Source organism: Gaetbulibacter jejuensis (assembly GCF_039524015.1).
Lineage (GTDB): Bacteria > Bacteroidota > Bacteroidia > Flavobacteriales > Flavobacteriaceae > Gaetbulibacter_B > Gaetbulibacter_B jejuensis.
Genome location: NZ_BAAAGF010000005.1, coordinates 40,952 through 55,749, shown reverse-complemented (window position 1 = coordinate 55,749; position 14,798 = coordinate 40,952). Strand labels below are relative to the sequence as shown.

General features: G+C 38.6%; 11 protein-coding genes. 7 read left to right on the top strand and 4 right to left on the bottom strand.

Translation table 11 applies throughout. The features are described 5' to 3' along the window. The first annotated feature begins 59 nt into the window (after positions 1-59). The 7 genes from pcaF to ABD011_RS14250 all read left to right on the top strand — a co-directional run bounded on the left by pcaF (position 60) and on the right by ABD011_RS14250 (position 10,220). The gene (gene pcaF, locus ABD011_RS14280; protein WP_343799340.1) at positions 60-1,271 is read left to right on the top strand and encodes a 3-oxoadipyl-CoA thiolase; all 1,212 of its coding nucleotides are present in this window, start codon (positions 60-62) and stop codon (positions 1,269-1,271) included. A 235-nt stretch (positions 1,272-1,506) separates the two neighbouring features. Further along, positions 1,507-4,044: a phenylacetic acid degradation bifunctional protein PaaZ gene (paaZ, locus tag ABD011_RS14275; RefSeq protein ID WP_343799338.1), complete on the top strand. Its 2,538-nt coding sequence runs from the start codon at positions 1,507-1,509 to the stop codon at positions 4,042-4,044. Positions 4,045-4,046: 2 nt separating this feature from the next. Continuing rightward, entirely contained in the window at positions 4,047-4,805 is a 759-nt protein-coding gene (locus ABD011_RS14270) for an enoyl-CoA hydratase/isomerase family protein (RefSeq protein ID WP_343799337.1), read from the top strand. Continuing rightward, on the top strand, positions 4,805-5,401 hold the full coding sequence (locus ABD011_RS14265; RefSeq protein ID WP_134200967.1) for an acyltransferase: 597 nt from the start codon (positions 4,805-4,807) through the stop codon (positions 5,399-5,401). Before ABD011_RS14270 ends, ABD011_RS14265 begins: the two co-directional genes overlap by 1 nt. A gap of 230 nt (positions 5,402-5,631) precedes the next feature. Continuing rightward, positions 5,632-6,915 (top strand): dihydrolipoamide acetyltransferase family protein, encoded by a 1,284-nt coding sequence (locus tag ABD011_RS14260; protein WP_425545560.1) that lies wholly within the window; start codon positions 5,632-5,634, stop codon positions 6,913-6,915. A 49-nt stretch (positions 6,916-6,964) separates the two neighbouring features. Beyond that, positions 6,965-8,032, top strand: a complete 1,068-nt coding sequence (locus ABD011_RS14255) for a branched-chain amino acid aminotransferase (protein WP_343799331.1) — start codon at positions 6,965-6,967, stop codon at positions 8,030-8,032. A 112-nt stretch (positions 8,033-8,144) separates the two neighbouring features. Next, entirely contained in the window at positions 8,145-10,220 is a 2,076-nt protein-coding gene (locus ABD011_RS14250) for an alpha-ketoacid dehydrogenase subunit alpha/beta (RefSeq protein WP_343799329.1), read from the top strand. Positions 10,221-10,253: 33 nt separating this feature from the next. Here ABD011_RS14250 and ABD011_RS14245 read toward each other — a convergent pair whose 3' ends face one another. The 4 genes from ABD011_RS14245 to ABD011_RS14230 form a co-directional block, all read right to left on the bottom strand. Beyond that, positions 10,254-11,930, bottom strand: coding sequence for a SulP family inorganic anion transporter (locus ABD011_RS14245; protein WP_343799328.1), 1,677 nt, complete (start codon positions 11,928-11,930; stop codon positions 10,254-10,256). A 125-nt stretch (positions 11,931-12,055) separates the two neighbouring features. Next, positions 12,056-12,601, bottom strand: a complete 546-nt coding sequence (locus tag ABD011_RS14240; protein ID WP_131508967.1) for a DUF4136 domain-containing protein — start codon at positions 12,599-12,601, stop codon at positions 12,056-12,058. 18 nt (positions 12,602-12,619) lie between these two features. After that, the gene (locus ABD011_RS14235; RefSeq protein WP_343799659.1) at positions 12,620-14,614 is read right to left on the bottom strand and encodes a urocanate hydratase; all 1,995 of its coding nucleotides are present in this window, start codon (positions 14,612-14,614) and stop codon (positions 12,620-12,622) included. Between the two features lie 17 nt (positions 14,615-14,631). Next, a complete protein-coding gene (locus ABD011_RS14230; protein ID WP_161566758.1) occupies positions 14,632-14,793 on the bottom strand; it encodes a C1orf53 family protein in 162 nt (53 codons plus the stop codon). Positions 14,794-14,798: the final 5 nt, after the last annotated feature.

Below are 14,798 nucleotides of genomic sequence, written 5' to 3'. Positions count from 1 at the left end.
AAAATAAAAAGTAAGAAGTTCGACTTCAATTTCGATTTCGGCTTCGATTTCAAAATAATATGGAAGCATACATAATAGATGGCATAAGAACACCAATAGGAAATTACAAAGGCACATTATCGGCTGTACGTACAGATGATTTAGCAGCTTTAGTAATTAAAGAAATCGTAAAACGAAACCCAAACATTCCAAAAGAAGCATACGACGATGTTATTCTGGGTTGTGCTAATCAAGCAGGAGAAGACAATCGTAACGTAGCTCGTATGGCATCACTTTTAGCAGGATTACCATTTACAGTTCCAGGAGAAACCGTGAATAGACTGTGTAGTTCAGGTTTGTCAGCAATTATTCACGCTAACAGAGCGATAAAAGCAGGCGATGGCGATGTGTTTATTTCTGGAGGTGTTGAGAATATGACACGCGGACCATACGTTATGGCAAAACCATCAAGCGCTTTTGGAGGCGATTCAAAACTTTACGATTCCACATTCGGATGGCGTTTTGTAAACCCAAAAATGCACGAAATGTATGGCACAGACGGAATGGGAATGACAGCCGAAAATCTTGTCGAGAAATATAACATTTCGCGAGAAGACCAAGATGCATTCGCATACTGGAGTCAGATGAAAGCATCACAAGCACAAGAAAACGGGCGATTAGAAAAAGAAATTCTACCTGTCGAAATTCCTCAACGCAAAAAAGACCCAATCGTTTTTGCAAAAGACGAATTTGTAAAACCAACAACATCAAAAGAGATTTTAGCCAAATTACGACCAGCCTTTAAAAAAGAAGGCGGAAGCGTAACCGCAGGAAATGCATCAGGATTAAACGATGGAGCAGCAGCAACCATTATCGCTAGTGAAGAGGCTGTGAAAAAATACAATCTAAAGCCTTTAGCGCGCATCGTGAGTTCGGCTGTCGTAGGTGTAGAACCTCGAATTATGGGCATTGGTCCAGTCGAGGCGTCCAACAAAGCTTTGGCAAAAGCCGGATTAACAATGGATGATATCGACATCATAGAGCTCAACGAAGCCTTTGCAGCGCAAGCATTGGCGTGTACCAGAGCTTGGGGATTGGCAGACAATGACCCAAGAATCAATCCAAATGGAGGCTCTATCGCAATAGGCCATCCGCTTGGCGTTACAGGCACCAGAATCGCCTATTCAGCGGCTTTAGAGCTCAAAGAGCAAAACAAACGTTACGCATTGGTAACAATGTGTATTGGCGTGGGTCAAGGCTATGCCGCTGTGATTGAACGAATTCCTGCGTAGGCAGGAATCTCTTAGCAAAAAGAAAACAAACTTTGGTTAAGAAAAAACATAGCAAGTAAGTGCGTTAGGGATTGAAGTGACATCTTTTTTTACCTCAGGTCGAGTGTCCCGACAATAAAGATCGGGATGTATCGAGAACAAGTAAAAAAGATATAACGGAAAGCCCGACCTTTAGGTAGCGCCAACACGAAAAGAAGTTTAATTTAAATAGATACCCACTTTCGTGGGCATTAAGATGAACAAAATTCAACACTACGTCCAAGGACAATGGACCACAGGAAAAGAAGAAGGAGCACCAATTTACGACGCCATAACAGGCGAACACTTCACAAATTGGGCTGTTGAAGGATTAGATATTCCTGAAGTTCTTAACTACGGACGCACAAAAGGAGGTGAAGTACTTCGTAAAATGACCTTTCAAGAGCGAGGTAATATGCTCAAAAAATTAGCACTTTGCCTTACAAAACGCAAAGAACAATTTTACGATTTAAGTTACAGAACTGGCGCAACACGTGTAGATAGTTGGATAGATATTGAAGGTGGTTTTGGTAACCTGTTTGCCAACGCATCATTACGAAAATTGTTTCCAAACAAATCGTTTCACGTAGAAGGCGACCCAATCGATTTGTCTCGAGGGGGACGCTTTATGGCGCATCATATTATGGTGCCCAAAAAAGGTGTTGCAGTACATATCAACGCATTTAATTTTCCGGTTTGGGGAATGTTAGAAAAGTGTGCTGTCAATTGGATGGCTGGTGTACCAGCAGTGGTTTTGCCAGCGCCATCATCGGCTTATTTAGCTGAAGCTGTAGCGAGAGAAATTATCAATTCAGGTATTTTACCAGAAGGCGCACTTCAAATCATAAACGGAACCGTAAAAACTGTTTTAGATACGGTTGAATCTCAAGATGTCGTAACTTTTACAGGTTCGGCAGCAACAGGTCGTTTGTTAAAAGCACACGCAAGATTAATTGAAGAATCTGTGCCTTTTACTATGGAAGCCGATTCGCTTAACGCCTCTATTTTAGGAGAAGATGCAGTTCCTGGAACACCAGAATTCAATTTGTTTGTTAAGGAAGTTCGAAAGGAAATGACCGTAAAAGCCGGACAAAAATGTACAGCCATCCGACGCATTATTGTTCCTGAAAATTTAGTTGAAGATGTTCAAATTGCATTAGCAAAAGAACTCGATAAAGTAACCATTGGAGACCCAAGACTTAAGGAAGTACGAATGGGCTCATTGGTAAGCAAACAGCAAGTTGAAGCCGTTAAAAGTTCCATTGCAGACATCAGCAAAGAAGCTGAAATGGTTTATGGCAATCTCGATAATATCGAAACCATTGGTGCGGATGCTAATAAAGGTGCATTCATCAGTCCAGTGGTGTTTAGAACTGATAATCCTTTCCAAAATAATGTTGTTCACGAGCGCGAAGCATTCGGACCAGTAAGTACCATTATGCCATACAAATCAATGGACGAAGCTGTGCAATTAGCGCAAATGGGTAAAGGCTCGTTAGTGTCTTCTATTGCAACTTATGATGATAACATCGCGACTGATTATGTGGTAAATGCAGCAAGTCATCACGGAAGAATATTGGTGATTAATCGCGAAATGGCAAAACAAAGTACAGGTCACGGTTCGCCGTTACCGTACTTGGTTCACGGAGGTCCAGGACGTGCTGGTGGTGGAGAAGAAATGGGTGGAATGCGCGGTATTAAACACTATTTGCAACGAACTGCGATTCAAGGAACACCATCAACAATTACCGAAATCACTGGCATATATCAGCAAAATGCAAAATATAAAGAAGCTGAAGACCATCCGTTTAAGTACCATTGGGAAGATATTCAACCAGGAATGTCTTTAAAAACGCATAAGCGTACACTTACGGATACTGATATTCAGAATTTTGCCAATTTAACTTGGGACCATTTTTACGCACATACAGATATTACTTCTTTAGATGGAAGTATTTTCGAAAAGCGAACAGCTCACGGTTATTTTATAATTTCGGCTGCAGCTGGTTTGTTTGTGTATCCTAATAAAGGCCCTGTAGCAGCAAATTACGGTTTGGATTCTATCCGATTTTTAAGACCGTTATATCACAACGATACCATTTATGTGCGTTTAACCTGTAAGGAAAAAGTGGATCGAGATGTGTCATCAACAGAGCATCCAAGTGGTATTGTAAAATGGCACGTTGAGGTTTTTGATGCTAATTTTGAAAACCGACCAGAAAGCCAAAAATCAGACAAAGACAGTCCGTTGGTTGCAGTGGCTACCATCTTAACAATGGTTCAGAAAAAGCAAGAAACCTTTGTTGAAATGACTGAAGAAAAAATAAACGAATGTTTATCAAAATTAAAAGCAGATGCCAAACCAAAATGGGGCATTATGACGCCTCAACATATGGTGGAGCATTTAGAATACACTTATAAAATTGCGTCTGGCGAAATTCAAGATTTTGAAATTGCCACACCAGAAAAGATTTTAGACAAGGTGCACGCAAGTTTATATAACTATAGAAAGTTTCCACAAAATTCTCAATTTCCACAGTTAGAAAAAGACACACTAGACGATTTAAAACATCAAGATTTAGAAACAGCGATTGAGAAGTTTAAGGAACAACGCAAAAAATACATCGAGTTTTTCAAGGAAAATCCAGGTGCTAAATTGAAGAATTTAGTGTTTGGAGAGTTGAATCGTTACGAATCTTACTTACTAGAAAGAAAACATTTAAATCATCATTTTGAACAATTTGGATTAATATAATTATGTCAGAACAACAACCATACGTAAAACAAACCATAGAAAACCAAGTAGGATACATCGAATTTTTTCATCCTGCGCATAATTCATTACCAGGAAATATTCTGGCTGAACTAGCACAGACTATTACCGATGCAGGCAATAATGACGACATTAAAGTCATCGTTCTTAAAAGTGGAGGCGATAGAACGTTTTGTGCTGGGGCAAGTTTTAACGAGCTTATCAATATTAATGATGAAGCCACAGGGAAAGTCTTCTTTTCAGGATTTGCTAACGTGATTAATGCGATGCGAAAATGTCCAAAATTCATTATTGGTCGCGTGCAAGGAAAAACCGTTGGTGGTGGAGTAGGAGTTGCGTCGGCAACCGATTATTGTATGGCAACAAAATTTGCAGCTATAAAGTTAAGCGAGCTAAATGTTGGTATCGGTCCATTTGTGGTTGGTCCAGCCGTAGAACGTAAGTTAGGTTTAAGCGGAATGTCACAAATCGCCATTGATGCCAATACATTTTATCCTGCAGAATGGGCAAAACAAAAAGGCTTATTTACGCAGGTTTTTGATACTACAGAAGCTTTAGACGAAGCCATAAAAACCTTTGCTGAAAATCTTTGTAACTACAATCCAGAAGCAATGAAAGAAATGAAGAAAATCTTCTGGCAAGGTACCGAAGATTGGGACAAGCTTCTAGCTGAAAGAGCAGCCATTAGTGGTCGCTTGGTATTAAGTGATTTTACAAAAGAAACATTAAAACGATTTAAATAGTGATTTACGCATTCCAAGGATACACACCAGTCGTACACGAAAGTAGTTTCGTGCATCCATTGGCTGCAGTCACTGGCAATGTCATCATTGGCAAAAACTGTTACATCGGTCCAGGTGCTGCCATTCGTGGAGATTGGGGACAAATCATTTTAGAGGATGGTGTTAATGTGCAAGAAAACTGTACAGTGCATATGTTTCCGGGTAAATCTATTACCCTAAAAGAAAGTGCGCACGTTGGTCACGGAGCCATCATTCACGGAGCCAATTTGGGTCGAAACTGTCTTATTGGTATGAATACCGTAATTATGGATGATGCCGAAATTGGAGATGAAAGTATTGTTGGAGCAATGGCATTTGTTAAGGCAGAAACTAAAATTCCACCTCGTAGTTTGGTGGTTGGTAATCCAGCAAAAGTCATCAAGCAAGTAAGCGACGAGATGATTGCTTGGAAAACTAAAGGAACGCAGTTATATCAGCAGTTGCCGCAAGATTGTCACAACAGTTTAAAAGCCGTTGAGCCACTACGCGAAGTTCCTGAAAATATGAAAATCCAAGAAGGTGCATATGACACTTTGAGGGATTTTATGAAAAAGTAAAATAATTTGGGCGTTACCACAAGGGTCGCGCTTGTAATTTATACTGAGCGAAGTCGAAGTGCTATATCTTTTTTGCTTTTAATAGCAAAAAAGGATGCCGTTTCAATCGCTAACGCGTAAGAAATAAAAACTAACAAACGCTAGTTAATGCGTTTAGTCATTCCGCACTTGATGTGGAATCTAAATTGAAGATAAAGACTATGTCTAAATTTGAACTAAAAATGCCCAAAATGGGCGAGAGCATCACAGAAGGAACCATCATTAATTGGTTAATCAATGAAGGCGATTCTTTTGATGAAGGCGATATCATATTAGAAGTAGCCACAGATAAGGTGGATAACGAAGTGCCAGCACCAGCAGCAGGAACGTTGTTAGAAACCAAATACCAAGCAAAAGATGTGGTAAAAGTTGGTGAGGTTATCGCTATTTTAGAAGTTTCTGAAGAAGTAAAATCAACAAAGAAAACTGATGTCATTCAGAACGATAGCGAAGCGTCTAAAAAAGATAAAAAGCAATCAAAAAAGAAGCGTTCTATTACATCGAGCACAATTGAGGTATCCACTTCAAATTCATTTTCAGTTAATAATACAAATACATTCTTCTCACCATTAATCATTTCCATTGCAAAGGAGCATCATATTAGTTTTGAAGAATTAGCAAGAATCCCAGCAACCGGAAACGAAGGACGATTAAGAAAAAGCGATGTATTCAATTATATCGAAGACGGTAGACCATACAAGTTCGCACAACCAGTGGTTCAAGATCCAACGGCTTATCGCATTCCGCAATTAACGTTCGATAAAGGCAAAGGAAAGATTGTAGAAATGGATCGTATGCGCCAAATGATTGCAGATCATATGGTGTATTCCAAGCATACGTCACCGCACGTCACTGCTTATGTTGAAGCAGACTTAACTAATATGGTAAACTGGCGAAATGAAAATAAAGTTGCGTTTCAAGAAAAATATGGCGAAAAACTAACGTTTACACCATTGTTTGTAGAAGCCGTAGCTAAAGCGGTCAAAGATTTTTCAAATATCAATGCGTCCGTTGATGGTAATAATATCATCGTAAAAGAAGACATTAATATTGGTATGGCAACAGCATTACCAAGTGGTAATTTAATCGTGCCAGTAGTTAGAAATGCAGATACCAAAGACTTAAAAACGTTAGCCGAAAACGTAAACGAGCTAGCAGGCAAAGCAAGAGAAAACAAGTTGAGTGGCGACGATATCAAAGGCAGCACGTTCACTATTTCTAATGTTGGGACGTTTGGAAGCGTTATGGGAACACCAATAATCAACCAACCAGAAGTTGCCATTTTAGCATTAGGAATTATTAAAAAGCGAGCCGAAGTCATTGAAACTGAAAAAGGCGATGAAATCGCTATTAGAAGTATGATGTACTTATCACTGTCTTTCGACCATCGTGTCGTAGATGGTTTCCTAGGAGGAAGCTTTGTGCGAAGAGTTGCTGATTATTTAGAGCAATTTGATACGAATAGAAAAATATAGTTAACTGTCATTCTGAACTTGATTCAGGATTTCATCATTTATAAAAATTATGTCTTACAACATAGCAATCAAAAAAATAGAAAAATCAAAAGTCGATACCATCGACTTCAACAACATACCATTAGGAACCTCTTTCACAGATCATATGTTTATCTGCGATTATAAAGATGGTGAATGGCAAAACCCAAGAATAGAACCTTTAGCTTTAATTCCAACGCATCCAGCAGCAATGGCGTTGCATTACGGACAAGCCATTTTTGAAGGTATGAAAGCTAATGTAGATGCCGACGGAACACCAATGCTATTCCGTGCCGATAAAAATGCAGCGCGTTTAAACTTTAGTGCTGACCGAATGGGAATGCCAAATGTTCCAGAAGAGTTGTTTGTAGAAGGTTTAAAACAGCTTGTAGCTATGGATAAAGCGTGGATTCCACCACAAGAAGGTAGTGCCTTGTACTTACGTCCGTTTATGTATGCCGATGAAGCCTTTATCGGTATGCGTGCAGCCACAAGTTACAAGTTTATCATTATGGCATCACCAGCAGGACCATTTTTCAGCAAGCGTATAAAATTGTGGGCAGAAAAGAAATTCGTTCGTGCCGTAGATGGTGGTACAGGCGAAGCAAAAGCAGCTGGAAATTATGCTGCAGCAATTCGTCCAACGGAATTGGCAAAAGCAAAAGGCTATGACCAAGTATTGTGGCTAGATGCTGTTGAGCACGAGTACATTCAAGAGGTGGGAACAATGAATATTTTCTTCAAAATCGATGGAAAATTCATCACACCGCGTCGCGATGGCGCCATTCTCGATGGCATTACCAGAATGAGCGTTATCGATATTTTAAAAGATAAAGGTTTTGAAGTTATTGAGCGTCCAATCACGCTTACCGAAATCCGTGAAGCATCAGAAAAAGGCCTTTTAGAGGAAGCTTTCGGAACAGGAACAGCCGTTGGTATTGCTTACATTCAGAGCATTGGTACAGAAAATGGCGACATTCACGTCTCTGACGAAAGTCCGGTAGGATTAGAGGTTAACGACACGCTAAATGCCATAAAAACAGGAAAAATTGAAGATAAATTCAACTGGATGATAAAGGTTGAAGAAGAGCTAGCTTAAAATAATTTGGGCGTTACCACAAGGGTCGGGCTTTACACTATATCTTTTTTGCTTTTAATGGCAAAAAAGGATGCCGCTGCAATCCCTAACGCAAAAATAAGTTCAGAAAACAATGAATAAAGACATATTAAAAAAAGGATTTACCAATTTAGTAACCGCCAAAGCAATGGCAGAATTGTATGAGGCTAACTTCAAAGTAGTTTCAAAATACGTGCACGCCACATCACGTGGTCACGAAGCCATTCAGACAGCTTTAGGAATGCAATTGTTACCTCAAGATTATGCATTTCCGTATTACAGAGACGATGCAATGTTGTTAGCTTTTGGTATGACACCTTACGATTTAATGCTTCAGGTATTAGCTAAAAAAGATGATCCATTTTCTGGTGGAAGAACCTATTATTCGCATCCAAGTTTAAAAGATGCTGATAAGCCTAAAATTCCACATCAATCATCAGCAACAGGTATGCAAGCCATTCCTGCAACTGGTGTCGCGATGGGAATGCAATATTTGGAAAAGCAAGGACTTCAAAATTCAAATGTTGTTCAGAAGGATAGCAAAGAATCGCAATTAAATCCAATCACGGTTTGTAGTTTAGGTGATGCATCAGTTACCGAAGGCGAAATTGCAGAAGCCTTTCAAATGGCAGCGTTAAAGCAAATGCCAATTCTATATTTGGTGCAAGACAATGGTTGGGATATTTCAGCCAATGAAGCTGAAACCAGAGCTCAAAATGCTGCAGAATATGCAAAAGGTTTTCACGGATTAGAAGCCATTTCTATTGATGGTGCTAACTTTATTGAAAGTTACGAAGCTCTAGAAAAAGTTATAAAAACCATAAGAGAAGAGCGTCGTCCATTTTTGGTGCACGCTAAAGTACCATTATTGAATCATCATACATCTGGTGTGCGTATGGAATGGTATCGAGATGATTTAGAAGAAGCAAAATCTCGTGATCCATATCCTGTTTTAAAACAGCAAATGTTAGATAATGGTTTCAACCAAAAGGATATTGATACTATTGAAGCGGAAATAAAAACCTTGGTTGAAAATGATTTTCAAAAAGCTTTAAAAGCTGAAGATCCAACACCAGAAGATTTATTTACGCACGATTTTGCGCCAACACCAATTACCGAGGAAAAGGGTGAGCGTTCGCCTGAAGGTGCAGAAAAAGTTGTGATGGTAGACTGTGCCTTATTCGCTGTAGAAGAATTGATGCGCAAGCATCCAGAGTGTTTGCTTTATGGACAAGATGTTGGTGGCCGACTAGGTGGTGTGTTCAGGGAAGCAGCAACATTAGCACAGAAATTTGGTGACGACCGTGTTTTTAATACACCAATCCAAGAAGCATTTATCGTGGGTTCTACGGTTGGGATGAGTGCGGTAGGATTAAAGCCCATTGTTGAGGTTCAGTTTGCCGATTATATTTGGCCAGGACTCAATCAATTATTTACCGAAGTGAGCCGTAGCTGTTATTTAAGTAACGGAAAATGGCCTGTAAGTATGATTTTGCGTGTGCCAATTGGTGCTTATGGTAGTGGTGGGCCTTACCACTCATCTTCTGTAGAAAGTGTGGTGACTAATATTAGAGGTGTAAAAATTGCTTATCCAAGTAATGGTGCTGATTTAAAAGGTTTAATGAAAGCCGCATATCACGACCCAAACCCAGTAGTTATTTTTGAGCATAAAGGTTTGTACTGGTCTAAAGTACCAGGAACACAAGGTGCAACCTCTGTAGAACCTGCTGAAGACTACGTATTGCCTTTTGGAAAAGCTTGGTTGTTACAAGAAATCTGGAAGCAAGACGATGTAGAAACGTGTACCATTGTAACCTATGGAATGGGTGTGCATTGGGCAATGAATGCTTCAGAAGAATTGGGTTTAAAAGATCAAATAGAAGTTATCGATTTAAGAACATTGTATCCTCTAGATGAAGCAACGATAATGAAGTCGGTTAAGAAAACTGGTAAATGCTTAGTGGTAACCGAAGAGCCAAGTGATAATAGTTTTGCGAGAGCATTAGCTGGAAAAATTCAAGAAGAATGCTTTAAATATTTAGATGCACCAGTAATGACTATTGGTAGTGAAAATATGCCTGCCATTCCTTTGAACTCAACATTAGAGCAGACCATGATTCCTTCAACTGAAAAGGTGAAGGCTAAGATTGAAGCCTTATTGAACTATTAAATAAAAAAGCGACTCAATTGAGTCGCTTTTCTTTTATAAATCGTATTCCGAAAGCGGTTTTGTAAATTCTTCAGGATTGGCCGCTAAATAATAGCGAGGATCATTGATGTCTTCGACAATAACTTCTTTAAACTTAGGGCTTGCTTTATACATTAAAGCTTTGCAGTCTTCACTAAGATGTTTCAATTTTAAGCTCTTGCCAGCAGCTTCATATTTATTCACTAAATTGAATATAGCTTCCATAGCAGAATGGTCACTGACGCGAGACTCTACAAAATCTATTTCAACGTTTTCAGGGTCATTCTTTACATCAAATTTAGAATTAAAACTCTGAATAGACCCAAAGAATAAAGGTCCCCAAATTTCGTAAGTTTTTGTGCCATCTGCTTGCATACGTTTTCGTGCTCTAATCATTGTTGCGTTTTTCCAAGCAAATACTAATGCAGAAATTATTACACCAGCGATAACAGCTACTGCTAAATCTTTCCAAACGGTAATTGCTGAAACAGCAATAAGTACAATGGCATCAGCAATAGGTATTTTACGAATGATTCTAAAACTAGACCAAGCGAATGTTCCGATAACTACCATAAACATCACGCCAACTAAAGCAGCAATTGGAATTTGTTCAATTAATGGTGCTGCAAATAGAATAAAACCTAACAAAGCTACTGCGGCAAATGCGCCAGATAAACGACCACGACCACCAGAATCTACGTTGATGATAGATTGACCAATCATCGCGCAGCCACCCATTCCACCAAATAAACCATTTAGCATATTAGCACTTCCTTGAGCAATACATTCACGATTACCATTTCCTCTTGTTTCTGTGATTTCATCTACAAGGTTTAAGGTCATTAGAGATTCGATTAAACCTACAGCAGCCAATATAAAAGCAGTTGAAATAATCATATCCCAATGTCCAGCGAGTGTTCCGAATAATCCGAAAATTTGATCTTGAAATGTTGGTAATCCACCTTCTAAACCTTTTCCGCCGCCTTCTGCAATAAAAGAACCAACAGTGCTCATTTCAATTCCACCAAAAATCGTAATACAAGCTACAACAAGGATTGCCACTAAAGCTGCAGGAATTTTTTTGGTGAGTTTAGGTAGTCCGTACATAATTCCCATTGTCAATCCAATGAAGCCCATCATTTTCCAAAAAGCAGCATTTGAGAATAATGCAGAGAACCATTCAGAAGTATTATCAAAAAATGAAATATCCTGCGGTACAGCATTAGGAAATAATTTTAATTGCGATAAGAAAATGACGATGGCTAAACCGTTTACAAATCCCATCATTACTGGATGTGGAATAAGCCTAACGAACTTTCCGAGTTTAAAAACACCTGCTAAGATTTGAATGCCACCAACAAATAGTAAGGTAATAAAAAGCCATTGAAGCCCAAGGTTTTCAATAGGTGTATCTAAATTAATACCAACTTCATTTCCTTTTTGAATAAGGTGCACCATAACTACAGCCATTGCGCCAGTAGCACCAGAAATCATTCCTGGTCGACCACCAAACAAAGCGGTAACGATTCCCATCATAAAAGCACCGTACAATCCAACTAAAGGATCTACGCCAGCAACAAAGGCAAAAGCAACAGCTTCAGGTACTAATGCTAATGCAACTGTAAGGCCTGATAAAATATCGTCTTTAGGGTTTTGGGTAAAATTCTTTCTTGTAGTTTGACCTAAAATCATAATTTACTTTTTGAAGCCGCAAATATAAGTTTTTATAGGTTAAGCCTAAAATGAGTGTTATTGAAGAATAAATAAAAAAGCATCAAACGTTAGTTTGATGCTTTTTAAAATTATGTAAAAAGATTTTACTGATTTAGCTCAGGAGGATATTTTTCCATGATTTTAGCAACAAACTCATTGATTCGTTCTTCTTTTTTATCAATATTTTTAGTCAAATATCCAGTTCCCATACCTTGCCAAACTAATTCTTTTTTGTTGGCATCAATTAAATCGATGTATAGTGTTCCTTCTGTTGAAGTTGAAACAGAAGTGTTGTTGTAAGGTCCCCAATACCATGGGTTCCAGCCCCAGCCATATCCATAAGGTCCCCAACCATTGTTGTAAACATTTACTTTTTCTCTTGATTTGGTAAAGATACTTACTAGGATATCAGGGTTTTCAGATTTTGTGTATCCTTTGGCCAAAAGTTCACTTTCAATAGCTCGTAGAATACGTTTTTTGTCAATGTCATTAATCTCTGCTTTATCAATACCTGTTTTAAAAAAGGCAAACGTTTTATAGTTGTCAAAACTTGCTCTTTTATCATAGTCGGATGCAACTCTCACTGAGCTACATGATGTGAAGATTGTAGTAATAACTACAAAGCTTAATAGTTTTAATGTGTTTTTCATATTCTTTTTTATTTGAGTTTATAACGAGTCCATTAGTTTGTCGTCAACTATATTAGGAACCGTAACTTTTAAATTAGGTTCTTGTTCCATAGCGCGTTTTATAGCAAAAACAGCACCTTCGTTTCTTGCCCAACTTCTTCTGGAGATACCATTGTTTACATCCCAGAAAAGCATTGATTTTAAGCGTGTTTCTGCTTCATTAGTACCATCAAGAACCATACCAAATCCACCATTAATAACTTCTCCCCAGCCAACGCCACCACCATTGTGGATACTTACCCAAGTGGCTCCTCTGAAGCTATCTCCTATAACATTGTGTATAGCCATATCTGAAGTGAAACGAGAACCATCGTAAATATTGCTGGTTTCACGATAAGGTGAATCTGTACCTGATACATCATGGTGATCACGACCTAGAACAACGTAGCCTATTTCGTCTTTTGCAATGGCATCGTTGAATGCTTTAGCAATTTTCATTCGACCTTCAGCATCTGCATAAAGAATTCTGGCTTGTGAGCCTACGACTAATTTATTTTCTTGAGCACCTTTAATCCACTGAATATTATCAGCCATTTGCTGTTGGATTTCTTCAGGTGAGTTTTTCATGATTTCTTCTAAAACTTCACAAGCAATAGCATCTGTTTTTGCTAGATCTTCTGGTTTACCCGAAGTACAAACCCAACGAAAAGGACCAAATCCGTAATCAAAACACATTGGTCCCATAATATCTTGCACGTAGCTTGGATACTTAAATTCGCGACCTATAGTTGGATTTTCAGACATAACATCCGCACCAGCACGAGAAGCTTCGAGCAAGAAGGCATTTCCGTAATCAAAGAAATAAGTACCTTTCTTTGTGTGTTTGTTAATAGCAGTTGCATGACGACGTAAACTTTCCTGAACTTTAGTCTTGAAAAGGTCTGGATTATTTGCCATCATATTGTTAGCATCTTCAAAAGATATTCCAACAGGGTAATAACCACCAGCCCAAGGGTTATGCAATGAGGTTTGGTCACTTCCTAAATCGATATGAATATTAGATTCATCAAATTTTTCCCATACTTCAACAACATTTCCTAGGTATGCAATTGATATTGTTTCTTTATTAGTCTGTGCTTTTTGTACTCGTGCTACTAATTCATCTAAATCTGAAATTTTTTCATCAATCCAACCTTGATCTAATCGAATTTGAGTGATTTTAGGATTCACTTCTGCACAAATCGTAATACAGCCTGCAATGTTACCTGCTTTTGGTTGCGCACCAGACATTCCGCCTAAACCTGAGGTGACAAAAATGTGCCCTTTAGGAGATTTGTTTATTTTTCTAAACCCGTTTAGAACGGTAATCGTTGTACCATGAACAATGCCTTGAGGTCCAATATACATGTAGCTTCCGGCTGTCATTTGTCCGTATTGTGTAACGCCAAGAGCGTTGAATTTTTCCCAATCATCTGGTTTGGAATAATTAGGAATCATCATGCCATTGGTGACAACTACACGAGGCGCGTTTTTATGTGATGGAAATAAACCCATAGGATGACCAGAATACATAACAAGCGTTTGCTCATCTGTCATGGTTGCTAAATATTGCATGGTTAATAAATACTGCGCCCAGTTAGAAAACACAGCGCCATTGCCGCCATACGTAATTAATTCATGTGGATGTTGTGCAACAGCATAATCCAAATTGTTTTGAATCATTAACATGATAGCTGCAGCTTGCTTTGATTTGGCAGGATATTCATCAATTGGGCGTGCATACATTTTATAATCTGGACGAAAACGATACATGTAAATGCGTCCATAAGTCTCTAATTCTTCTTTGAATTCAGGAAGAAGTGTTGCGTGGTGTTGCGGTTCAAAGTAGCGCAACGCATTTTGAAGCGCTAATTTTTTTTCTTCATCAGAAAGAATCTCCTTACGTTTAGGTGCATGATTAATAGAAGCTTCATAAGGTTTAGGATTAGGTAATGTGTTTGGTATTCCTTGTAGTATTTGTTCTTTAAAAGATATGTTAGTTGTTGTTGACATTAGTTTCTTTTTAATTGCTTTTTATTGAATCCGTATGGGCAGTGTCTGCATCCGCTTTCGCAGCAATAGCCGCGTTTTAGGTGGTATTGCTCTGTGAAACAGCGATAGCCTTCAGGAGTTAAGTAATAATCTCCTTCTTCAATAGGAATGATTTTTTTCATAATCT

Excerpts from the sequence above, each read along its gene's own strand:
- pcaF (WP_343799340.1), top strand. The coding sequence starts at position 60 with ATGGAAGCATACATAATAGATGGCATAAGAACACCAATAGGAAATTAC.
- paaZ (WP_343799338.1), top strand. The coding sequence starts at position 1,507 with ATGAACAAAATTCAACACTACGTCCAAGGACAATGGACCACAGGAAAA.
- ABD011_RS14270 (WP_343799337.1), top strand. The coding sequence starts at position 4,047 with ATGTCAGAACAACAACCATACGTAAAACAAACCATAGAAAACCAAGTA.
- ABD011_RS14260 (WP_425545560.1), top strand. The coding sequence starts at position 5,632 with ATGGGCGAGAGCATCACAGAAGGAACCATCATTAATTGGTTAATCAAT.
- ABD011_RS14255 (WP_343799331.1), top strand. The coding sequence starts at position 6,965 with ATGTCTTACAACATAGCAATCAAAAAAATAGAAAAATCAAAAGTCGAT.
- ABD011_RS14250 (WP_343799329.1), top strand. The coding sequence starts at position 8,145 with ATGAATAAAGACATATTAAAAAAAGGATTTACCAATTTAGTAACCGCC.
- ABD011_RS14245 (WP_343799328.1), bottom strand. The coding sequence starts at position 11,930 with ATGATTTTAGGTCAAACTACAAGAAAGAATTTTACCCAAAACCCTAAA.
- ABD011_RS14240 (WP_131508967.1), bottom strand. The coding sequence starts at position 12,601 with ATGAAAAACACATTAAAACTATTAAGCTTTGTAGTTATTACTACAATC.
- ABD011_RS14230 (WP_161566758.1), bottom strand. The coding sequence starts at position 14,793 with ATGAAAAAAATCATTCCTATTGAAGAAGGAGATTATTACTTAACTCCT.